The 21254-nt window shown below is 65.6% G+C and carries 19 protein-coding genes; 7 read left to right on the top strand and 12 right to left on the bottom strand.

Annotated elements, in window-relative coordinates:
- Positions 1 to 23 precede the first annotated feature (23 nt).
- On the top strand, positions 24 to 671 hold the full coding sequence (locus tag JQ632_RS11235) for a glutathione S-transferase family protein (RefSeq protein WP_212402371.1): 648 nt from the start codon (positions 24 to 26) through the stop codon (positions 669 to 671).
- On the opposite strand, the gene JQ632_RS11230 is transcribed toward JQ632_RS11235, so the two are convergent.
- The 5 genes from JQ632_RS11230 to JQ632_RS11210 form a co-directional block, all read right to left on the bottom strand.
- Complete coding sequence (locus JQ632_RS11230) at positions 672 to 2216, bottom strand: hypothetical protein (protein ID WP_212402370.1); 1545 nt, start codon at positions 2214 to 2216, stop codon at positions 672 to 674. It abuts the gene before it with no gap.
- A gap of 94 nt (positions 2217 to 2310) precedes the next feature.
- A complete protein-coding gene (locus JQ632_RS11225; protein ID WP_212402369.1) occupies positions 2311 to 3336 on the bottom strand; it encodes a hypothetical protein in 1026 nt (341 codons plus the stop codon).
- 426 nt (positions 3337 to 3762) lie between these two features.
- The gene (locus JQ632_RS11220) at positions 3763 to 4260 is read right to left on the bottom strand and encodes a TPM domain-containing protein (RefSeq protein WP_212402368.1); all 498 of its coding nucleotides are present in this window, start codon (positions 4258 to 4260) and stop codon (positions 3763 to 3765) included.
- 5 nt (positions 4261 to 4265) lie between these two features.
- Positions 4266 to 5183 (bottom strand): YgcG family protein, encoded by a 918-nt coding sequence (locus JQ632_RS11215; RefSeq protein ID WP_212402367.1) that lies wholly within the window; start codon positions 5181 to 5183, stop codon positions 4266 to 4268.
- Positions 5184 to 5312: 129 nt separating this feature from the next.
- Positions 5313 to 5915, bottom strand: a complete 603-nt coding sequence (locus JQ632_RS11210) for a LemA family protein (protein ID WP_212402366.1) — start codon at positions 5913 to 5915, stop codon at positions 5313 to 5315.
- A 282-nt stretch (positions 5916 to 6197) separates the two neighbouring features.
- On the opposite strand from JQ632_RS11210, the gene JQ632_RS11205 reads away from it, so the two are divergent.
- The 3 genes from JQ632_RS11205 to JQ632_RS11195 are packed head-to-tail and all read left to right on the top strand — an operon-like array spanning position 6198 to position 9418.
- Entirely contained in the window at positions 6198 to 7052 is an 855-nt protein-coding gene (locus JQ632_RS11205; RefSeq protein WP_212402365.1) for an enoyl-CoA hydratase, read from the top strand.
- A gap of 4 nt (positions 7053 to 7056) precedes the next feature.
- Positions 7057 to 8205 carry an acyl-CoA dehydrogenase family protein gene (locus tag JQ632_RS11200; protein ID WP_212402364.1) on the top strand — a complete coding sequence of 383 codons (1149 nt, stop codon included), beginning with the start codon at positions 7057 to 7059 and terminating at the stop codon, positions 8203 to 8205.
- A 16-nt stretch (positions 8206 to 8221) separates the two neighbouring features.
- The gene (locus JQ632_RS11195; protein ID WP_212402363.1) at positions 8222 to 9418 is read left to right on the top strand and encodes an acyl-CoA dehydrogenase family protein; all 1197 of its coding nucleotides are present in this window, start codon (positions 8222 to 8224) and stop codon (positions 9416 to 9418) included.
- A gap of 139 nt (positions 9419 to 9557) precedes the next feature.
- Here JQ632_RS11195 and JQ632_RS11190 read toward each other — a convergent pair whose 3' ends face one another.
- The 3 genes from JQ632_RS11190 to JQ632_RS11180 form a co-directional block, all read right to left on the bottom strand.
- Positions 9558 to 11879 carry a xanthine dehydrogenase family protein molybdopterin-binding subunit gene (locus JQ632_RS11190; RefSeq protein WP_212402362.1) on the bottom strand — a complete coding sequence of 774 codons (2322 nt, stop codon included), beginning with the start codon at positions 11877 to 11879 and terminating at the stop codon, positions 9558 to 9560.
- 233 nt (positions 11880 to 12112) lie between these two features.
- Entirely contained in the window at positions 12113 to 12988 is an 876-nt protein-coding gene (locus tag JQ632_RS11185) for a dihydrodipicolinate synthase family protein (protein ID WP_212402361.1), read from the bottom strand.
- Between the two features lie 65 nt (positions 12989 to 13053).
- Positions 13054 to 14019 (bottom strand): VOC family protein, encoded by a 966-nt coding sequence (locus tag JQ632_RS11180; RefSeq protein WP_212402360.1) that lies wholly within the window; start codon positions 14017 to 14019, stop codon positions 13054 to 13056.
- Positions 14020 to 14285: 266 nt separating this feature from the next.
- Between JQ632_RS11180 and JQ632_RS11175 the strand changes: the two genes are divergently transcribed.
- Positions 14286 to 15152 carry a S1C family serine protease gene (locus JQ632_RS11175; protein WP_212402359.1) on the top strand — a complete coding sequence of 289 codons (867 nt, stop codon included), beginning with the start codon at positions 14286 to 14288 and terminating at the stop codon, positions 15150 to 15152.
- Positions 15149 to 15520: a LuxR C-terminal-related transcriptional regulator gene (locus JQ632_RS11170; RefSeq protein WP_212402358.1), complete on the top strand. Its 372-nt coding sequence runs from the start codon at positions 15149 to 15151 to the stop codon at positions 15518 to 15520. The genes JQ632_RS11175 and JQ632_RS11170 overlap by 4 nt, the downstream gene beginning before the upstream one ends.
- 2 nt (positions 15521 to 15522) lie before the next feature.
- Here the strand turns inward: JQ632_RS11170 and JQ632_RS11165 are convergent, their stop codons facing one another.
- The 4 genes from JQ632_RS11165 to JQ632_RS11150 form a co-directional block, all read right to left on the bottom strand.
- A complete protein-coding gene (locus JQ632_RS11165; protein ID WP_212402357.1) occupies positions 15523 to 16596 on the bottom strand; it encodes a HAMP domain-containing sensor histidine kinase in 1074 nt (357 codons plus the stop codon).
- Positions 16583 to 17275 (bottom strand): response regulator transcription factor, encoded by a 693-nt coding sequence (locus tag JQ632_RS11160; RefSeq protein WP_212402356.1) that lies wholly within the window; start codon positions 17273 to 17275, stop codon positions 16583 to 16585. Before JQ632_RS11160 ends, JQ632_RS11165 begins: the two co-directional genes overlap by 14 nt.
- A gap of 97 nt (positions 17276 to 17372) precedes the next feature.
- The gene (locus JQ632_RS11155) at positions 17373 to 17903 is read right to left on the bottom strand and encodes a hypothetical protein (protein WP_212402355.1); all 531 of its coding nucleotides are present in this window, start codon (positions 17901 to 17903) and stop codon (positions 17373 to 17375) included.
- Positions 17904 to 18032: 129 nt separating this feature from the next.
- Positions 18033 to 20369 (bottom strand): Tex family protein, encoded by a 2337-nt coding sequence (locus JQ632_RS11150; RefSeq protein ID WP_212402354.1) that lies wholly within the window; start codon positions 20367 to 20369, stop codon positions 18033 to 18035.
- 390 nt (positions 20370 to 20759) lie between these two features.
- On the opposite strand from JQ632_RS11150, the gene JQ632_RS11145 reads away from it, so the two are divergent.
- Entirely contained in the window at positions 20760 to 21047 is a 288-nt protein-coding gene (locus tag JQ632_RS11145; protein ID WP_212402353.1) for a hypothetical protein, read from the top strand.
- Positions 21048 to 21254 lie beyond the last annotated feature (207 nt).

Genomic DNA, 21254 nt, shown 5'->3' with positions numbered 1-21254 from the left:
CAACACGTTCACCGCGAGGTCCCATGCCCGCTTATCGCCTGCACTACTTCCCGGAATCCGGCAACAGCTACAAGCTCGCGCTGATGCTCACGCTGTGCGGCGAGCGGTTTGAGGGCGTGTGGACCGATTTTGCCGGCGGCGTCACCCGCACGGCTGAGTGGCGCAGAAGCGTCAACGAGATGGGCGAGATCCCGGTGCTGGAGGTCGATGGCGTCAGGAAGACGCAGACCGCGCCGATCCTGCTGGGGCTTGCAGAAGCATATGGCCGCTTCGGCGGCGAGACGGCGGACGAAAAATTCGAGCTGTTGCGCTGGCTGTTCTGGGACAACCACAAGCTCACCGGCTACATGGCGACCTATCGCTTCATGCGGACGTTCACGGCGAACGGCGACCCGCAGGTGCTAAGACATTTTCGGCGCCGGCTCGACGACTTCCTCGGCATTTTGGAGCAGCACCTTCAGCACAACGCGTTTGCGATCGGCGCGAAGCCGACGATCGCGGACATCTCGATGATGGCCTATCTGCATTATCCGAGCGACGAGCACGGCTACGACTTTGCGCAAAGCCATCCCGCGATTCATGCCTGGCTCGGCCGCATGGCGGAGCTCCCCGGCTGGCGCGCCGTCTACGATCTCCTGCCCGGCAAGCGCATGACGCATTATTCGACGTGACTACCGCGCCTTCACAAAACACATTCCGATGCGGGTCGAACCGCCCGCCGCCTGACAAGCGAGATTCTTGGCACAGGTCCATGACGTAAAACTCTTGTCGGCGGCGGCCGATCCCGCGCCTTGCAAATAACAATGGGCGCCCCAGCCGTCCTCATACTCGGTCCCCGCAAGCTCCGTGCTGCCGCGCACCTGCGGCCGGCTGGCGAATCCGCGCGAGAAGTCGGGCCGTTTGCCGTCACGGAAAGCGGTGAGGATGTCGCGGCGGCGAACCTGGTCGCCGAAGAAATGCGGCGAGGCCGGCACGATGGTGGAATTGGACGGCTTGTCCACCGTCCAGTCGACGCCCGGGAAATGGAAGCCGCCGATGCCGCGGGTCTGGTGGCAGCCGGCGCAGGTGATGTCGTTGAGCCGGCGCTGGAAGCCCGCGACCGAGCGGATGTTTTGCAAGGTGACCCCGCGCTCCGAGGCCGTCTTGAGCGCACCGACGACGTCGCTCTCGCTGAATGCGGGATCGCGCTCGCCCTCCCCCTGCATCAATCCGAATTCGGGTTGCAGGCTGGAGGGATCGAGGCCGGCCGGCGTCGGCACGACGGCGGCTTTCGCGAGGAATTTTTCCGGGATCAGCACCATGCCGCGATCGAAGTCGCGCAAATGCTCTGATACGAGCAGCCATGCCTTGAAGTCGCGCCGCAGGCTCTCGTCCGCTAGCATCCGATCACGGTCGATCTGGTTTTCGAGCGGGGCCTCCTCGAACAACTTGGTGTCCGAATTGTACCTGAACACTTTCAGGAGATAGTCGGTGCGGAAATCATGCAGCGCCGATTTCGGAGCGACCGCGATCTGGGTGTTGGTCTCAATGCGATCGAGCAGCGCATCGTCGGGAAACGGCAGGGCATCGACCAGTTTCTGCCACTTGTCGTTGGCGAGCCAGCGCCGCGCGATCTCCGCACAAGTGATGTCCTTGAGTTCGCGCCCCTCCTGTCGCGGGTCCCGCGCCTTCAGCACGAGATTGAGCGTCATCGGCAGGCGCGTGGCCGCCTTGCCGCCCTCCGGCTTCGCTTCAAAACGCGTGAGGCGGTAGATCAGGCGGATCTCGCCACACGACTCTTCCGACACATAGGCGCGGTCCATGCGGTTGACGATGCCGGCCAGCACGAAACGCGTCTGGTTGGATTTGAGCGCTGCGCGGTCGAACAGTTGAACGTCAAAGCCCTCGCCGACGCCGATGGTCTCGTTCGGAAAGCTTGCCTTGTGTCGCGCGATGTAACGTTCGAACTCAGCGTCGATGGCGGGACGGATTTGCGCAAGCTGCTTGAGCCAGGAGAACAGCATGTCCGTCGTCAGCGGGAAATTCGCATTGCGCTCGCGCCACAACAGCCGCGAGATCGAAAGCACATCGTCCTGCTCGAGCCTGCGCAGCAGATCGGGATCGGTGATCGCCGTGCCGCGCTCCAGCGCCGGGTCTTCTGCTGCCGCAGGCGACGGCGCGCCGCTGCATAGCGCGACGAAGGCGACGAGGATTCGGAAGACGCGGCCGAGGCTCATGCCTTCACTAACACCGCGACGACACCGCTATTCAAGCAAAAAGGGCGCTTCACATCGCGGTGAAGCGCCCTTTGAAATGTGGATCGGCTGCGAGTTAGCGCGCGACGATCAGGCCCTTGCTGGTCACGACGACCCAACGGCCGTCCTGGCGGCGGATCGCATCGACGCGGCCGAGCCCCGGCACGGGATCGCCGGCATAGACTTCATAGAGGCCCGAGCGGCTCTCGATCAGAGCGCCGCCATTGGCGACATCACGCAACCGCCAGCCCTCGACCGTCGGCAGCCGGCCGACTTCGACTTTTGGCGGAGCGGCCGACGGCGCGGCTGCGGCGGCCTGAGCAGAAGCTGCGGCAGGGGCAGGAACAGGGGCAGGTGCGGCGGCGGCGACCTGCGCCGGCGCGATCGAGCCGGTCGTCTCCTTGGCGGCGACGGTCTGTGCGGGAGCCGCGGCCTGTGCCGCGCGGAGCTTGTCGACGCTGTCGGAGAGTTTTGCGAGCCTCGCCATCGGTTCGGCCTGCGCCTTCTCGAGCTTGTCGAGCCGGTCGTTGGTCTTGTTGAACTGGGTCACACCCGTCTTGGAGCTGTGATCGAGATTGGCCTTCAGCGCGACGACGTCGGCGTCGATCCGCGCAACCGAGTTTTCCAGCGCGCTGGTGTCGGCAGCCGGGGCCGGGGCCGGCGCCTGGTTCGACGCAAAGTGCATGACGCCGGCGGTCGCCAGCGCGCCGCTGATGGCGCCGACGACGGCGGCAAGCGCAACCACCGCCGCCATCGCGGACAGCCGGCGCGTGCCGCCTGCGGCCTTCTCCTCGGCCTTCGGCTGCGGAGCAAAATCCTCGCGTTCCCAGGCGCGGTCGGCGGGCGGCATCACGATCAGCTTGCCGAGCTTTGGCTCGACCTTGTCGTCAAGCTTGGGTTCGGCCTCGAGCTTCGGCGGCTCGACCCTGGTCGGTTCGATCCTGGTCGATTCGATCTTCGGCAGTTCGACCTTGGGTGCCCCGGCGATCGGCGCGTCCGGCTTGGGCGGCGCCTCATGATCGGGGGCGATCGACGGGGCGTCGATTCCGGCTTCCGGCGATGCAGCCTGGGCGGCGACTTCTGCGCCGTCCCGGTCGGACATTGTTTCGCTCACGGCTCAAATACTCCAGTCAGGATTGACCTTTTGGTAACTTTCATAGCTTGCGAAATCCTTACCTTCGGACCCGCTTACCGAAATTTTAGGAACTGATCCGGGGCCGAATTGAGCCGGGATCGTGGAACCGGCGTGGCAGTGTGAAACAGGATGTGATCGATGCTGCCCTGCGGCATCGGCCATGACCGGGCGGAGCCGTCATGTGCCTGTTCCACAATGTCGTCCTGGCGAAACAGGCCGTAAAAAAACTCAGCGCGCTCGTTTCGACGTAGAATCTGATTCTCTTGCGCGACAGAAGAGAGAACCAAGTAGTCAGTAAAGAGCTTGAAAGCAGGGGCGTGGAGCATCCTGTTCTATCGAGCTCTCCGAATCTTGAGTTTTTGCACAGCCTGGTTCGCCAGGACGACAGCGAGATTACATCACCACGGGCTTGTCCGGCAGCTCGTTCGTATGCGGGCCGCCCGGCGGGAAGTGTTTGGCCAGCTCTTGCGACACTGCCTCGATCCCTGCCAGCACGCCGCGCTCGAACTGGCCGGAGCGAAACTCCGCCTCCATCGCGCGGCAGATTTTTTCCCAGCCCTCGGTGCCCACCTTCGTGTCGATGCCGCGGTCGGCGACGATCTCGACGTCGCGGTCGGCGAGCAGCAGGTAGATCAGGACGCCGTTGTTGTCCGCGGTGTCCCAGATCCGCAGATGCGAGAAGACATCGAGCGCGCGCTCACGCGCCGGCTGATTGCGGAACAACGGCCTGCCATCGAGCGCGCCTTCCACCACGAAGCGGACCTGGCCGGAATGCGTGGTCTCGCTCTGCTTGGTCGCCTGCTCGATCCGGTCGAGCACTTTTGGCGTGAATATCTGCTTGGCGCGCCACTGATGATGCACCAGATGTCTGGCTATGCGCTTGATGCTCATGACCGTCACCAGCTCCCCGACGCGCCGCCACCGCCAAAACTACCACCGCCGCCGCTGAAACCGCCGCTGCTGCTGCTGCTCGACGATCCGCTGCTCCAGCCTCCCGACGAGGACCCGCTCGACCAGGAGCCGCGGCGCGAAGATCCCGTGCTGGGGCCGGCGGCCCCAAGCAGGTCGGCGACGAAGCCGATGACGAAGCCGATGACGCCTGCAATGACGGAAAGCGTGACAGAGCCGACGAAGAACCAGGCGATGATCGCAATGATCCCGCCGGCGACCAATGATCCGAGCAGCCGCCCCAGGATGGCACGAAAGAACCCGCCAATCCCCAGCGAGCCGAACATTGTCACGGCAAAGAGCGGCCCGAACGCGTCAAAATCATCGGAATCGAAGTTCACGTTGCGTGAAGGTGCCGGCAGCGGCTCGCCATCGATCACGCGGATCATCCGGTCGACGCCAGCGACAATGCCGCCGGCAAAGTCGCCGCTCCTGAATTTTGGCGCGATGTTCTCGTCGATGATCCGCCGCGACGTCACGTCGGTGAGCACACCTTCGAGACCATAGCCGACCTCGATGCGCAGATGGCGGTCGCCCTTGGCGACGACCAGGATCGCGCCGTCATCGACCTTCTTGCGGCCGATCTTCCAGGCATCTGCGACTTTGATTGAATACTGCTCGATGGTCTCGGGCTGCGTCGTCGGGACGATCAGCACCGCGATCTGGGTGCCCTTGCGCGTTTCGAAGTCGCGCAGCTTCGCGCTTAAGGAGGCGATGTCGCCGGAGCTCAGCGTCCCGGTCTGATCGACCACGCGGCCACTAAGCTGCGGCACGGCGATGTCTGCTGTCGCCGCGAATGCGCCGCCAAGCAGGAGAGCGAGGACGATCGTGATGCGCCACAGGGCATGCCATACCCTCGCTGTCATCGCCCGGCTCGACCGGGCGATCCAGTATTCCAGAGACGCTGGCGTGATACGGAGAGGCCGCGGCGTACTGGATTCCCCGCCTGCGCGGGGAATGACGGCGGTGGGCGTGGCGCGCATCGGGGACGACAGCTACTTCGACGGTGCCGGGTTGAAATCGACTTTCGGTGCGGTCGAAATCTCCTTCTCGTTCTCGACCGAGAAGTTCGGCTTGTCCTTGTAGCCGAACATCATCGCGGTGAGGTTGCTCGGGAACGAGCGGACGGTGGTGTTATACTCCTGCACCGACTTGATGTAGCGGTTGCGGGCCACCGTGATGCGGTTCTCGGTGCCCTCGAGCTGCGACATCAAATCCTTGAACAGCGCGTCGGATTTGAGCTGCGGATAGTTTTCGGTGACGACCAAGAGCCGCGACAGCGCGCTGGAGAGCTCGCCCTGGGCGGCCTGGAACTTCTGGAACGCGGCAGGATCGTTCAGGATCTCGGGCGTCGCCTGGATGCTACCGACCTTGGCGCGCGCATTGGTGACGCCGAGCAGCACGTCCTTTTCCTGCTGCGCAAAGCCCTTCACCGAATTGACGAGATTGGGCACGAGATCGGCGCGGCGCTGGTACTGGTTCACGACCTCCGACCAGTTGCCCTTGATCTGCTCATCCTGGCTCTGGATGGCGTTGTAGCCGCAATTGGTCAGGCTCAGCGACGCGAGCGCCGCCAGCACGGTCAAGAACTTGCGCATGAAATTTCTCCCGGTGGAATCTCCGGGTCTAGATACCAGATTGAGCCGGCCGGGTGTCGAGATTTCTCGCTCGTCATTCCGGGGCGATGCGAGGGGATCGCGCAAGCGGGCCCCGGGGCATCGAACCCGGAATCTCGAGATTCTGGGTTCGCTTCGCGCCCCGGAATGACGAGAACGCAAGAAGCTGCGCAGCCGCATGACGCAAGCCTCTTGCCTATCCCCGGCCGACATAGTCACATGGAGCCACAATAAGAACGCCACGGAAACGCCGAGGAAAACATCATGACCTCGTTCGAGACCATCGTCGTGGAGAGGCCGGAGCCGGCAATCACCCGCGTCGTGATGAACCGGCCCGAGGCGCGCAATGCGCAGAACCTCCAGATGACATACGATCTCAACGCCGCCTTCGACGCGGCGGTGCAGGACGATGTGGTCAAGGTCATTATCCTGGCGGGCAGCGGGCCGCATTTCTCGGCGGGCCATGACCTTCGCCCCGGGGCCAGCAATGCCGCCGGCGTCGATTTTCCGCCGATCGGAAATTGGGGCGGGTTCGCCGAGCCCAACGCCCATGGCCGCTTCGCGCGCGAGCAGGAGATCTATCTCCAGATCACGCGGCGCTGGCGCAACCTCGCCAAGCCCATGATCGCCGAGGTGCACGGCAAGTGCATCGCGGGCGGGCTGATGCTAGCCTGGGCGTGCGACCTCATCGTCGCCAGCGACGACGCGCAGTTCTGCGATCCTGTTGTCACCATGGGTGTCTGCGGCGTCGAATGGTTCGTGCATCCCTGGGAGCTCGGCCCGCGCAAGGCCAAGGAGTTCTTGTTCACGGCTGACAGCTGGAGTGCGCAGGAGGCGCATCAGCTCGGCATGGTCAATCACGTCGTGCCGCGCGCGGAATTGTCGTCCTCGGTGCTGGCGCTGGCGCGCAAGATCGCGGCAAAGCCGTCCTTCGCGCTGAAGCTGACCAAGGAGGCCGTCAACCGCTCGGTCGACGTGATGGGGCAGCCCGCGGCGATCGACCAGGCCTTTGCGCTGCATCAGCTCTGCCACGCCCACAATCTTCAGGAATTTGGGATGATCGTCGACCCCTCGGGCCTGCATCCCTCGGTGCGCAAGCCGCCGGCGGCCGCGGAGTAAATCAATGGATCTGAATTTGAGCGACGAGCAGCGGCTGCTGCGCGAAAGTGCGGAGCGCTTCATCACCGAGAGCTACGACGCCGATCACCGCCGCCGCATGGCGAACGATCCGCTCGGCTTCAGCCCCGCAGTCTGGAAGCAGTTCGCCGAGCTCGGCTGGCTGGCGCTGCCGATCCCGGAGGCCTATGACGGCCTCGGCGGTGGCGCGGTCGATGTCGGAATCTTGATGGAAGCCTTTGGCCGCGGGCTAGTGTCGGAGCCCTATGTCGCAACCGTCGTGCTCGGCGCGGGGCTGGTCGAAAAGCGTGGCGGCGAGCAGCAGAAGCAGGGGATCCTGCCCAGGATCGCCGACGGCACGCTCAAACTGGCCTTGGCCCATTCCGAGCGCGGCGCGCGATTCGATCTTTCCAACGTCGCGACGGTCGCCAACAAGACCGTGCAGGGCTGGCGTCTCTCCGGCACCAAGATCGCGGTGCTCGACGGCCACGCCGCCGATCAGATCATCGTCTCCGCACACATCCACGATCACCAGGGACCCTCGGGCCGGATCGGCCTGTTCCTGGTGCCGGCGCAGACGCCGAGCCTCGTCATCTCGGACTTCGCGCGGCTTGGCGGCGGACGTGCCTGCAACATCGAAATCTCCGACGTGCACCTGCCCGAGGACAGCAGGCTCGGCGGCAGTGACGACGCCCTGCCCGCGATCGAATGGGCCGTCGACCGCGCCATGGCCGCGCTCGGCGCCGAGGCCGTCGGCATCATGCAGACGCTGCTCGACATGACGCTGGAGTACACAAAGATCCGCAAACAGTTCGGCCGGCCGCTCTCCGCCAACCAGGTGATCAAGCACCGGCTCGCCGACATGGCGATCCAGTGCGACGAGTCGCGCTCGATGGCGCTGCGCGCCGCGCTGAGGGCCGACGCCGAGCCTGTCGAACGCGCGCGGGCCGCCTCCGGCGCCAAGGCAAAGATCGGCAAATGCGCGCGCTTCGTCGGCGAGCAGTCGATCCAGCTTCACGGCGGCATGGGTGTTACCGAGGAGCTGGAGGTCGGCGCCTATTTCAAGCGGCTGATCGCCTTCGACACGCTGTTCGGCGGCAGCGCGCATCATTATCGCCGCCATGCCGAGCTTGGCCGCACCACTGTTCCGGCCTGACCGAAGGGAGCGCAACATGGATCTGTCCTTCAATGCCGAGGAGCGCGCCTTCCAGGCCGAGGTCAACGACTTCATCGCCAGGAATCTCACCGACGAGATGAAGCGCGCCACTGCGCTGACGCCGTCGGTTTTTTCCGACCCCGATATCGGCATGGCCTGGCAGCGCGCGCTGCACAGGCGGGGCTGGGGCGCGCCGGGCTGGCCGGTCGAGCATGGCGGGCCGGACTGGACGCCGGCGCAACGCTGGATCTTTGAGACCGAATGCGCGCGCGCCGGCGTGCCGAATGTCAACGTGATGGGCGTGAAGATGGTCGGCCCCGTCATCATCGGCTTTGGCTCGCCGGAGCAGAAGAATTTTTACCTGCCGCGGATTCTCTCCGGCGAGGACTATTGGTGCCAGGGCTATTCCGAGCCGGGCTCCGGCTCCGACCTGTCGTCGCTGAAGACGCGCGCCGTGCGCGACGGTGACGACTACATCATCAACGGCACAAAGATCTGGACCACGCATGCCCACCACGCCAACCGCATGTTCGCGCTGGTGCGGACCAGCGACGGCCCGCGGCAGCAGGACGGCATCAGCTTCATCCTGATCGACATGAAGACGCCGGGCATCACCACGCGGCCGATCCTCACCATCGGCGGCGACCACGAGGTCAACCAGGTGTTTTTCGACGACGTGCGCGTGCCCGCCGCCAACCGCGTCGGCGACGAGGGCAAGGGCTGGACCTACGGCAAATACTTGCTCGAGTTCGAGCGCGGCTCGGGCATCGCATCGGCAAAACTGCGCGAAGGCTTGCGGGCGATCGCGGAGCTTGCGGAGTCCGATCTGACGGGACGCGCGATCGATGACGCTGACATCTCCACCCGCATCTCCGAGGTGGAGGTCGACATTGACGCGCTGGAGATGACCGAGCTGCGCGTGCTCTCGGCGCTCCAGACCGGACAAAATCCGGGCGCGGTCTCCTCGATCCTGAAGCTGCGCAACAGCGAAATCCGCCAGGCGGTGACGCGGCTGGGCGCCGACGTCATCGGCCACGACGCCCTCGCGGTCGAGCCGATGCGCCCGCTCTACAAGCTCAACCATGAGCCTGCGATTCCGGAGGACATGCTGACGGTGATGCCGGAATATCTCAACGGTCGCGCCTATACGATCTTTGGCGGCACGTCGGAGATCCAGCGCGACATCATCGCGAAGATGATGCTGGGGATCTGATGCTGCGAGTTCGAGGCACGCCGGCGCCGCAAACTCGCTGTCGTCCCGGACAAGCGCAGCGCCGGGCGACGCGTAGCGTTGTCCAGAGCGGAGCGCTGATCCGGGACGACAGGTGAATGTGCGGCTGCGCGCTGACGAGCTAACCCGCCTTCGCGCCCTTGATCGCCTGCCAGATCTTCTGCGGCGTCAGGGGCGTGTTGAGCTGGGTGATGCCGAGTTCGCTCAACGCGTCCATTACGCCGTTGGTGACGCAGGGCGGGCCGCCGATGGCGCCGGACTCGCCGCAGCCTTTTGCGCCCAGCGGATTGGTGCGGCAGGGCGCGGAATCATCCAGCGTCACCACGATCGGCGGGACGTCGTCGGCGCGGGGGATGCAGTAGTCCTGGTAGCTCGCGGTGAGGAGCTGGCCTTCGGCATCGTAGGCGACGCCTTCGTAGAGCGCCTGCCCGATGCCCTGCGCGACGCCGCCATGGATCTGGCCCGTGACCAGCATCGGGTTCACCGCGACGCCGACGTCGTCGACCGTAGTGTAGCGCACGACGCGGGAGACGCCCGTTTCCGGATCGATCTCGACCTCGCAGATATGCGTGCCGTTCGGCCAGCTCGGCCCGTCAGCCTTGCCCTCGGAATCGACGCTGAGCTTGGCGCCGTTCTCCTTCTCCGCGAGCTCGAACAGGCTGATGCGGCGGTCGGTGCCGACGACAGTGAGAACGCCATCGCGGTATTCGATATCCTCGACGGAGGTCTCCAGCACGTTCGCCGCCTTCTCGCGCGCCTTCTGGATCATGTCGTTGGAGGAGACCGCCACGGCCGTGCCGCCGACGAACAGCGAGCGCGAGCCGACGCTGCCAAAACCGGTGGCGAGATCGGTGTCGCCCTGCACGACTTCGATCTTGTCCATGGGGATGCCGAGCGTGTCTGATATCATCTGGGTGTAGGTCGTCTGCAGGCCCTGCCCCATCGCCATGGTGCCGGAATGCAGGATGACGCGACCTTGCGCAGTCGCGTGCAGGCTCACTTTCTCGGTGTGGACGTTGCCGCCGGTCCATTCGATGTAGGAGGTGAGGCCGCGCCCGTAGAGCAGGCCCTTCTTCTTCGCGGCACGCTTGCGTGCGGCAAAGCCGTCCCAGTCAGCGAGCTTGGCGGCGCGATCGAGCAGGTGCGCGAAGGCACCGGAATCGTAGACCTGGCCGGCGGCATTCTTGTAGGGCAGTTGCGCCGGCTTGATGTAGTTGGCCTTCCGGATCGCGCGCGGATCCATGCCGATCTTACGTGCAGCGGCGTCGAACAGGCGCTCCACGATGAACACGGCCTCGGGGCGGCCCGCGCCGCGATAGGCGCCGACCGGTGCGGTGTGGGTCATCACCGTCTTCACCTCGAAATGCACCAGCGGCAGATCGTAGACGCCGGTCTGCACGAAGGGCCCGAGCACCAGCGGGATGATGTTGGCCGCACCCGACGAATAGGCGCCGGTGCAACCGATCGACTTGACGCGATAGGCCAGCACCTTGCCCTTCTCGTCGAGTGCGAAGGATGCGGTCGAGGTGAGATCACGGCCATGGGTGCCGCCGATGAACTCGTCGGTGCGATCGCCGCGCCAGCGGATCTTCTTGTTCAGCTTGGTCGCGGCATAGGCGACGATGCCGTCTTCCGGATAGAGATTGGTCTTCTGGCCAAAGCCGCCGCCGATGTCGCCGACCAGGACGCGCACGCTGTCCGGCGGCCGCTTCAGCACGGCACCCGCGAGCACGTCGCGGGTCGAGGCCGGTGTCTGCGACTGCACATGCAGCAGGAGGCGACCGGTCTTCTTCTCAACCTCGGCAATGGTCGAGCGCGGCTCCATGGCCGATGGCACCAGCCGCTGGCTGACGACGTCCAGCTCGACCGTATGCGTGGCCTTCGCGAAGGCGTCATCAACCTTGGCGGCGTCGCCATAGCTCATCGCGCCGACGATGTTGTCGGGCGCCTCGTCCCACACCACGGGCGCGCCGGGTTTCACGGCCTCGACGGGATCGACCACTGCGGGCAGCACCTCGTACTCGACCACGATCGCCTCGGCCGCGCCCTGCGCCAGCACGCGTGAGGTCGCGACCACGGCCGCGACCGACTCGCCCGCATAGCGCACGGTCTCATGAGCGAGCAGCCGCCGCGGCGGCACCGTCATCGGCTTGCCATCAGGGCGCTTGAAGATGTTCAGTGTGGGAATGTCACCGATATTGTCCCTGACGAGATCGGCGCCGGTGTAGATCGCAGTCACGCCGTCCATCGCAGCGGCCGCGCTGGTGTTGATCGACACGATCCTGGCATGCGCATGGGGCGAGCGCAGCACGTGCAGCCACAGCGCGCCGTCTTCCGGCTTGTCGTCGATGAACTGTCCCTTCCCGGTGAGCAGCCTCTGGTCTTCCAAACGCTTGACGGGCAGCCCCGCTCCGAAACGCAAATTGCCGGGAAGAATGTTCATTCCAATGGGTCCTTAAAGTGAAGCGCGGGCCGCCTTTTAGCGGATCGATGCCGGGCAGGCCAGACGCGGTTTTGGGCTGCCCAACCCACATTTCCGTCATGCCCGGGCTTGTCCCGCCTGCGGGGCGCCGAAGCCCCTTCGGCGCGGCGAAGGCCCGGGCATCCACGTTCTTGCTTCCGAGCGGAACGACGTGGATGGCCGGGTCAAGCCCGGCCATGACGGGGGGAGAGAGCTCAACCCACTTCGCGCAGCGCCGCCTCCACGACCTTGCGCTGGTCGGCCGTCAGCGCGGCCTGCGGCGGGACGGGATCGCCGACGTCATAGCCCTGGATCGAAAGGCCCGCCTTGATGCAGGCGGCGAGGTTGAAGCGGGCAAAAGCCTCGTTGATCCGCCACAGCTTCCGCTGCAGCGTCATGGCTGCATCCCAGCGGCCGGCCTTGCAGAGGTTGTAGAGCTCGACGCTCTGGCGCGGGATGATGCAGGCGGGCCCGGCCATCCAGCCGAGGCCGCCGATCAGCATGACAGCCGCGGGAATGTGGGCGGAGGCCGAGAACACGCGAATGCCGTCGCCACAGCGATTCATGATCGAGAGCAGCCGGCCGGTGTTGGTCGAGGCATCCTTGATGTAGCCGATGCGAGGATGCTCGGCGAGGCGCGCGATCACGTCGAGCGTCAGGTCCGAGCGCTGGAATTGCGGATTGGTGTAGATGACGACGGGAATGTCGACGGCGTCAGCGATGCTGCGGAAATAGGATTCGATCTGCGCATCGGCAATCGGGAAGTAGGCTTCCATGATCGCCAAAATGCCGTTGGCGCCAAGTTTTTGGTAGTCCTTTGCCTGCGCCACCGCATCCGCTGTCGCGGTCGAAGCAACTCCAGCGACCACGGGGACACGGCCCTTCGCGGCTTCGATCGTGGTCCGCACCACCTCGGTCCGCTGCGCGGCGTTGAGATAGGCGAACTCGCCGGTCGAGCCGAGCGACGTCAGCCCATGGACACCGGCGCCGATCAGATCGTCGCAGAGTTGTCCGAGGACATTTGTGCGCACGGTGCCATCAGCATCGACGGGCGAGACGAGATAGGGAAAGACGCCGTGAAATTCGGACATGTCGGGGGTGGATCCCGGAAAGCTGGTTTACGCTCTCCGGGTCTTAGCAACGCGCGCACCCTTGATCAAACCTTGATCAGCCGCACCCGCGTGCCCCAGGGATCGACGGCCTCGACGCCGTTCGTGAGCGCCTCGACCTTGGCGCCCGCCTTGCGCAGGCGCGCTTCCTGGGCGGCCAGCAGGTCCGGCTTCTCCGTCACTAGCGAGAACCAGGCAAGGCCCGTCATGCTGTCGTCGCGGGCGCCGGCGCCCTGGCTCTGCCAGACGTTCATGCCGAGGTGGTGGTGATAGCGGCCCGACGAGAGGAACGCGGCGCCGTTGCGGCGGCGGGTCGGATCGAGGCCGACCGTGCCGTGATAGAAATTCTCTGCCTGCGCGAGATCGCCGACGCGTAAGTGCATATGGCCGACGCGCAGGCCATCCGGCGCCTTGGCGTAGTCGCTGACGCGCGTGTTGGTGAGCGACAACAGGTCTGGGATGTTGAGCTCGTCGGTCGCCATCTTCACGGAACCCTCGCTCCACTGCCATTGCGATGGGTCGCGGTCGGCATAGACTTCGATGCCGTTACCTTCGGGATCATCGAGATAGACGGATTCAGAGACGAGATGGTCGGCAAAGCCCGACAGCGGCACGCGATGGCTCGCGGCATGCACCAGCCAGCGTGCGAGATCCTTTCGCGTCGGCATCAGGAACGCGGTGTGATAGAGGCCGGCCGCGTTGCGCGGCTCGATCACCGCCTCGGGACGCGCCTCCAACACCAGCAGCTTGACGCCGCCGGCGCCGAGCTGCGCTGAGGCTGTGGAGCGCTCCATCACCGTCAAGCCGAGCACGTCGCGATAATAGTCCGTGACGACATCGATCTGCTTGACCCGCAGCGTTACCATGCCGACCCGCATCGGTGTGCGGCTGGCGTAGGTGGGCCCGCTGCTCTCTGCATTGCTTTCGGCGCGCGCGGCGCCTGCGGCGGCCGCCGCGAGCGACGTCGCGCCGGCGAGTTGAAGGAGGGTGCGGCGGGTGAGGTCGATGGTCATCGTCGTGAGGCTCGCTGAAATGTCTTGTGCGCCCCGGGGAGCGCAAACTGCACCCCAGGGAGCGCAAACTCTGCGCCCCAGGGGGAGCGCAAACCTGCGCCCCCGGGAGCGCCAACCCGGCCGATTGCTACACTTTCCCGTGACCGGCTCCCAATCACATGTTCGTCGGATCGGCCTATCCGGGCACCACAAAGCGACGTCCTGCCCATCCGGCCAGTTTTCGTAAGGCACGCGACATCCCAGATTGTGGACAACAGGAGCCTGCCATGACCGACCTCACCCCCCTCACCTCGCTCTCGTCCGCTGTTGCCGACGTCGTCGCGCGTACTGCGCCTTCCATCGTCTCCGTGCATTCCCATCGCCTGCGGGCCTCCGGCTTCGTCTGGAAGCCCGGCCTGATCGTGACCGCCGACGAGGCGCTGGCCGATGACGGCGACGTCGAAGTGAAGCTGCCCGACGGCAGCACGAAGCCGGCCAAAATTGCCGGTCGCGACCACACCACCGATATCGCGCTGCTGCGGGTCGAGACCGACATCGCCCCGATCACGCTGTCAACCGCCGTGCCCACGCTGGGCTCGCTCTCGGTCGTCGTTGCCGCCGACCGCGGCGCGGCGACGGCAGCGCTCGGCATGGTTTCGCTTGCGGGCGCGCCATGGAAGAGCCTGCGCGGCGGTGAGATCGACGCCCGGATCGAGCTCGATGTGCGCCTGCGCCACAGCCAGCAGGGCGGGCTCGCGCTCGACGCGTCCGGGAAGGCGTTTGGCATGGCCGTGCTGGGGCCGCGGCGCGTGCTGGTGATCCCCACTGCGACCATCGCGCGCGTGGCAGCGCAGCTCGAGACAAGCGGCCGCATTGCCCGCGGTTATCTCGGGCTCGGCCTCCAGCCGGTGCGGCTCGACGACGGCGTCGGCGCGATGGTGATGAGCGTCGACAAGGCCGGCCCCTCCGCCGCTGCCGGCATCAGGCAGGGCGACGTGATCGTCGCGGTCAACGCCGAAAAACTCTCCGGTGTGCGCGCGCTGGCGCGGACGTTGGGTCCGCAGAGCGTCGGGGCGACCGTCGACGTCGCGGTGCGCCGCGGCGGTGAACCCGTCAGCTTCAAGGTCACGATCGCCGAGAGGCCCGAGGCGTGAGCGACGACGACACGCCCGACATCGCGATCGCGCTCGAGGTCGACGATCCCGTGCTGGCCGACCGGCTGGCGGCGCTGCTCGACGGCGTCGCCGGCCTGCGTCTCGCCGCACCGGGCGAAGCCGCGCTGGCAATCGTCTCGCGCGACCGGCGTGCGGCGCCGCCCGCCGATATCGCGCTGACGCCGCGCGAGCTCGATGTGCTCGGCCTGATGGCCGAGGGCGCCTCGAACAAGATGATCGCGCGCCAGCTCCGAATTTCAGTGCACACCGTGAAATTCCACGTCGGCTCGCTGCTCGACAAGCTCGATGCCACCGGCCGCACGGATGCAGTCGCGCATGCGGCCCGTCGCGGCGTGATCAATCTGTAGGGCTAGCCCTTGGTGCTCGGGAATGAGAGCTTGAATTCCAGCCCCGGCGCGTTGTCGGAGAGCTCGATCTCGGCGCCATGGAGGCGCGCGATCGCCGCGACGAGGCTGAGGCCAAGACCGTTGCCGGGCGTGTAGCGGCTCTGCTCGAGCCGATAGAAGCGCTTGAACACGTGGTCATGCTGCTCGGCGGGAATGCCGGGGCCGTCGTCGGCGACCGCGATCACCGCACCGCCTTCCGCAGCCTTGCAGGTCACGCGCACGCGCCCCTTGGCGCGGCCGTGCTTGATCGCGTTGTCGACGAGATTGGCGATGGCGTCGAACAGCAGGTCGCGATCCCCGGTCACCAGCACGTTCTTTTCGCCGGCGAGACTGAGATCCGTTCCATTCTGCTCGGCCGCGGCGTCATAGAGCTCGACAACTTCGCCTGCGATCTCCGTCAGGTTGAGTTCGCGAAAGGCACCCTTGCGGGCGCGGGTCTCGATCTCCGAGATCCGCGTGATCGAGGTGAACATGCCGAGCACGGCGTCGAGATCGGCGATGGTGTCGCCGATCAGGGCCGCATCGGTCTCGCTGTTGCGGGGCGCATGATAAGCCTTCTCTAACCGCCCGCGCATCCGCGTCAGCGGCGTGCGCAAATCATGCGCGACGTTGTCGCTGACCTGCTTCACCTCCCCCATCAGGGTCTCGATGCGGTCGAGCATCTGGTTGAGATTTTCCGCGACGCTGTCCCATTCGTCATGGCTGCCGCGCAGTGGAATGCGCTGGTCGAGCCCCGACAGCATGATGGCGCGGCTGGTGGCGTTGATCTGCTCGATCCGTCCGACAGTTCGCCGCGTCACCAGCACGGCGGCGAGGCCGGCCAGCACCAGGAGCAGCACGGCGAACACGATCAGCGCCAGCTCGATCGTGGCCGCAAAGCCGTCGTGGTCGCCGACATGGCCGAGGCGGCTCTCCACATAGGCGAGCGTCGCGAAATAGACATAGGCGATGATCGCGCAGACGATCAGGCCGAACGTCGCGATCGCGACCAGCGCCAGCTTGAACGTCGAGGACTTGAGCGTCTTAGCCAGGAGCACGGAGACAATATCCGATGCCGCGGATGGTATGGATCAGCGGATAGGCCTGGGTATCGTCGACCTTGCGGCGGACGCGGCCGACATAGACGTCGATGATGTTGGTCGAGGGATCGAAATGCAGGTCCCAGACGTGCTGAAGCAGCATCGCGCGAGAGACGACACGGCCCTCGTTGCGCACGAGATATTCGAGCAGCTGGAATTCGCGCGGCAGAAGCGGAATCTTGCGGCCGCGCCGGCTCGCGGTGCGCGCGATCAGGTCGACGGCGAGGTCACCGACACGCAAAATGGTTTCCTTGGCGATGGTCTCGCTGCGGCGGCCAAGCGCCTCCAGCCGCGCCAGGAGCTCGACGAAGGAATACGGCTTGACCAGATAGTCGTCGCCGCCGGCGCGCAAGCCGCGGACGCGATCATCGATCTCGCCGAGCGCCGAGATGATCAGGAACGGCGTGCTGACGCCGTCGTCGCGGAGCTGCCGCATCACGGTGATGCCGTCGATGTCGGGCAGCATGCGGTCGATGGTGATGACGGCATAGTCGCGGGCGGTGCCGTGGCTCAGCGCCTCGCGGCCCGTCGCCGCGAGATCGACCTCATAGCCCGAGGTCGTGAGCTCCTCCACGAGCTGGCCTGCGGTCTCCAGATCGTCCTCGACGACCAGGATGCGGCGGTGACCTCCGGTCATGACATGCTCCGCGCGACGATCGCCGCCAGACTATCCCGTTCCGGGGCAGGGCGGAACTGCCCGGCGACGATCGCGACAATGGTGCGGTCCGGCGATACTAATACCAGTAGTCCCCGCACACATTGACCCATTGCCAGCCATAGGGCGTCCAGGTCCTGCGCCAGCAGCCGTCATCGTAATAGTTGGCGTAGACGAAGGGCGCGCCGACGAAGGCGAACCGGTGGAAGCGATGATGCCGGAAGAAGAAGGCGTGGCGTCCGACGAAGGGCCTGCCGTGCCAGGCCGTGCCGGCAAAGCGCGGCCCGAAGGCTGCGCGGGTCGCTAACGGCGCACCGGCAAAGCGCGGCCCGACGAAGGCCGCGCGGGCAGCCATTGGGCTGCCTGCAAAGCGCGGACCGAAGGCCGCACGCGCGCCCATTGGGCTACCGGCGAAGCGCGCGCCTCCAAAGCTTGCTCCGCCAAAGTGGCCGCCGCCCATGCCGCCCACGTGCATGCCGCCGCCACCACCAAAATGCGCACCGCCCCCGCCGCCAAAGCCGCCGGGACCTCGCGCCAGCACCGGCGAAGCAACCGCCAGCGTCGCAGCGACGGTCGCCGCGACGAAGCCGGTAAGAAGCCTGTTGGTCATCGGAATATCCTCCATACAGCGCGGCGACAGTCTCGCCGCACGAAGAGGACCAGATGACGAGACGGTGCAGCCGCCTTCAACTTACAAATGCGCCAGATTCTGACGCTGAAGTTAGTTTGGCAGGCGGCGTCACACCCGCTTGCCGCCGCTCTTTTCCGCCGCACGGCGCAACGCCTCGGCGAGCGCACCGCCACCGGAGGATTCCTGCGGCTTGCGCGGGGCGGATGACGTCATCTTGCCTGGGCTGCGCGTATTGTCGCGCGCCATGCCCGGCGCATCCTTCTTGGCACCGACCTCGTCGTCGAGCCGCAGCGTCAGCGAGATGCGCTTGCGGGCGACCTCGAAGTCCAGCACCTTCACTTTGACGATGTCGCCAGGCTTCACCACCTCGCGCGGATCTTTGATGAAGGTTTTTGACATCGCCGAGATGTGCACGAGGCCGTCCTGGTGCACGCCAATATCGACGAAGGCGCCGAAGGCGGCGACGTTGGTTACCGTGCCCTCCAGGATCATGCCCTTCTGGAGATCCTCGATCTCCTCGACGCCTTCCTTGAACACCGCCGCCTTGAAAGCCGGGCGCGGGTCGCGGCCGGGCTTTTCCAGCTCGCGCAGGATGTCGGTGACGGTCGGCAAGCCAAACGTCTCGTCGACGAAATCCTTCGGCTTCAGCGTGCGCACGATTTCGCCGCTGCCGATCAGCGTCTTGATGTCGCTCTTGGTGGCGCTGAGAATCCGGCGCACCACCGGATAGGCTTCCGGATGCACGCCGGAGGCATCGAGCGGGTCTTCACCGCCGAGGATGCGCAAAAAGCCCGCGCACTGCTCGAACGCCTTCGGCCCGAGCCGCGGCACGTCCTTGAGTGCCTTGCGCGACTTGAACGGGCCGTTGGCGTCACGGTGCTGCACGATGCTCTGCGCCAGCCCCGCGCCGACGCCCGAAACCCGCGCCAATAGCGGCGCCGAGGCGGTGTTGACGTCGACGCCAACCGCGTTCACGCAATCCTCGACCACGGCATCAAGCGATTTTGCGAGTTTGGCCTGGCCGAGGTCGTGCTGATACTGGCCGACGCCGATCGCCTTGGGCTCGATCTTGACCAGCTCGGCGAGTGGATCCTGCAGGCGCCGCGCGATCGAGACCGCGCCGCGCAGGGTGACGTCGAGCCCGGGCAGCTCCTCCGAGGCAAAGGCCGAGGCCGAATAGACGGAGGCGCCGGCTTCCGACACCACGATCTTGTTCATCTTCAATTCGGGCAGGCGCTTGACGAGCTCGGTCGCGAGCTTGTCGGTCTCGCGCGAGGCGGTGCCGTTGCCGATCGCGATCAGGTCGACGCGATGCTTGATGGCGAGCTTGCCAAGCGTGGCGAGCGACTCGTTCCACTGCCGCTGGGGCTCGTGCGGATAGATCGCGGTGGTATCGACCACCTTGCCGGTCGCGTCGATGACCGCGACCTTGACGCCGGTGCGGTAGCCGGGATCGAGGCCCATGGTGACGCGGGCGCCGGCGGGCGCCGCGAGCAGGAGGTCGCGCAAGTTCGAGGCGAACACGCGCACCGCTTCGGTCTCGGCCGCATTCCAGAGACGCATGCGCAGGTCGATGTTGAGATGCACCTGAATTTTGGTGCGCCAGGCCCAGCGCACGGTGTCGATCAGCCAGCGGTCGGCCGCGCGCTTGAGATCGGCGATGCCAAAGCGCTTCATGATCTTGAGCTCATAGGCACCCGGCACGCCGGCGGGTGGCGCTTCCGGCTCGGCCTGGATCTGGAGATCGAGGATCTCCTCCTTTTCGCCGCGGAACATCGCCAGGATTCGATGCGACGGCAGCTTGGTCAGCGGCTCGGAGAACTCAAAATAGTCGGCGAACTTTTCGCCCTCGGCATTCTTGCCCTTGCGCACGGTCGAGGCCATGCGCGCATTGCTCCACACGTCCTCGCGCAAGGCGCCGATCAGGTCGGCGTCCTCGTCGAAGCGTTCGACCAGGATCGCGCGCGCGCCGTCGAGCGCGGCTGCGGCATCGGCGACGCCCTTCTCGGCGTTGACGAACGCCTCGGCCGCGACTCTTGGATCGCTGTCGGGCTTGGCCAGCAAGAGGTCGGCGAGCGGCGCGAGCCCGGCTTCCTTGGCGATCTCCGCCTTGGTGCGGCGCTTCGGCTTGAACGGCAGGTAGATGTCTTCCAGGCGCGCCTTGCTGTCGGCGGCCATGATGGAGGCTTCCAGCGCCGCATCGAGCTTGCCCTGCTCGCGAACCGATTCGAGAATGGCCTTGCGGCGGTCTTCGAGCTCACGCAGATAGGCCAACCGCTCTTCCAGCGTGCGCAGTTGCGCATCGTCGAGCGCGCCGGTGACCTCCTTGCGATAGCGGGCGATGAAGGGAACGGTCGCGCCTTCGTCGAGCAGCGTCACCGCGGCCTGGACCTGCTCCTCCCGTACACCAAGCTCTTGCGCAATCTTTTGATTGATGTTTGCCACGCGAGAATCCCTCTGTCCAAGCACGCGACGCAACCGAACACCGGCTACGGGGACGCCGCTTATGGACCAACCTCGGCCGATTCATCAAGGTGCGGCGGGGAACCTTCGACAGGGGATTTTATCGCAGCCCTCAAATCGGGTCATCCGCCATCTCGCCACAATCCTTCGTTGGCGGCGGGAAGAGAGTCCGGATCGTCGTCGCTTCGCACCATGGCGGTGCGCGTGCGGCAACACATGGTTCGCATGAAACCATTTCGTATCGCGATGAAACCTTCCTGAAACCAAATTACCTCGAACCGGATGAACGATTTTCGATGTGGGCGCGACCCAAGACCGATAGCGCTCGCGACCAGCAATGGTGCGTAGATTAAGACTCGAACGGAGATTGAGATGAAGCGTCTTTCCCTTATCACGGGTGTTGCCTTGGTCGCATTGAGCGCAGCGGCAGCCTCGGCCGCGGAGCTCCCGAGCTATGAGCTCGCGGGCATGCCGATCTCGGCCCATCAGGTCGCGGTGATCGGCGCCGCCAACGTGCAGGAACAGTCCGCGGTCGCCTCGCTCAGCGCGGGCGGAATGCCGGCCTCCCCGACCCAGATCATGGTGTTGTCGCCGCGTCATCGGGTCGTGGAGCAGGCCGCGATGGTTTCCTCCGACACGGTCGGCGTCTCGACGCGCTGACACAACTCCCCTTTTGCCCTGAAACGACGACAGGAAAGACCGGATGCCAAATGGCGTCCGGTCTTTCGGCCGTTGGGCCCACTCTTCCGCCTGTCAACGCGCGGCATCAGGATCCACCGGCTGCGAGCACCTTTCCTAGGCCTGCCCTGACTCGGGCCCCTCCTCGCGGCGCAACCCAGCCCTTCGTGCGGCTCGATTGACTGGCCT

The organism is Bradyrhizobium liaoningense (assembly GCF_018130955.1).
Lineage (GTDB): Bacteria > Pseudomonadota > Alphaproteobacteria > Rhizobiales > Xanthobacteraceae > Bradyrhizobium > Bradyrhizobium liaoningense_C.
This window is presented reverse-complemented; position numbering and strand designations above follow the sequence as displayed.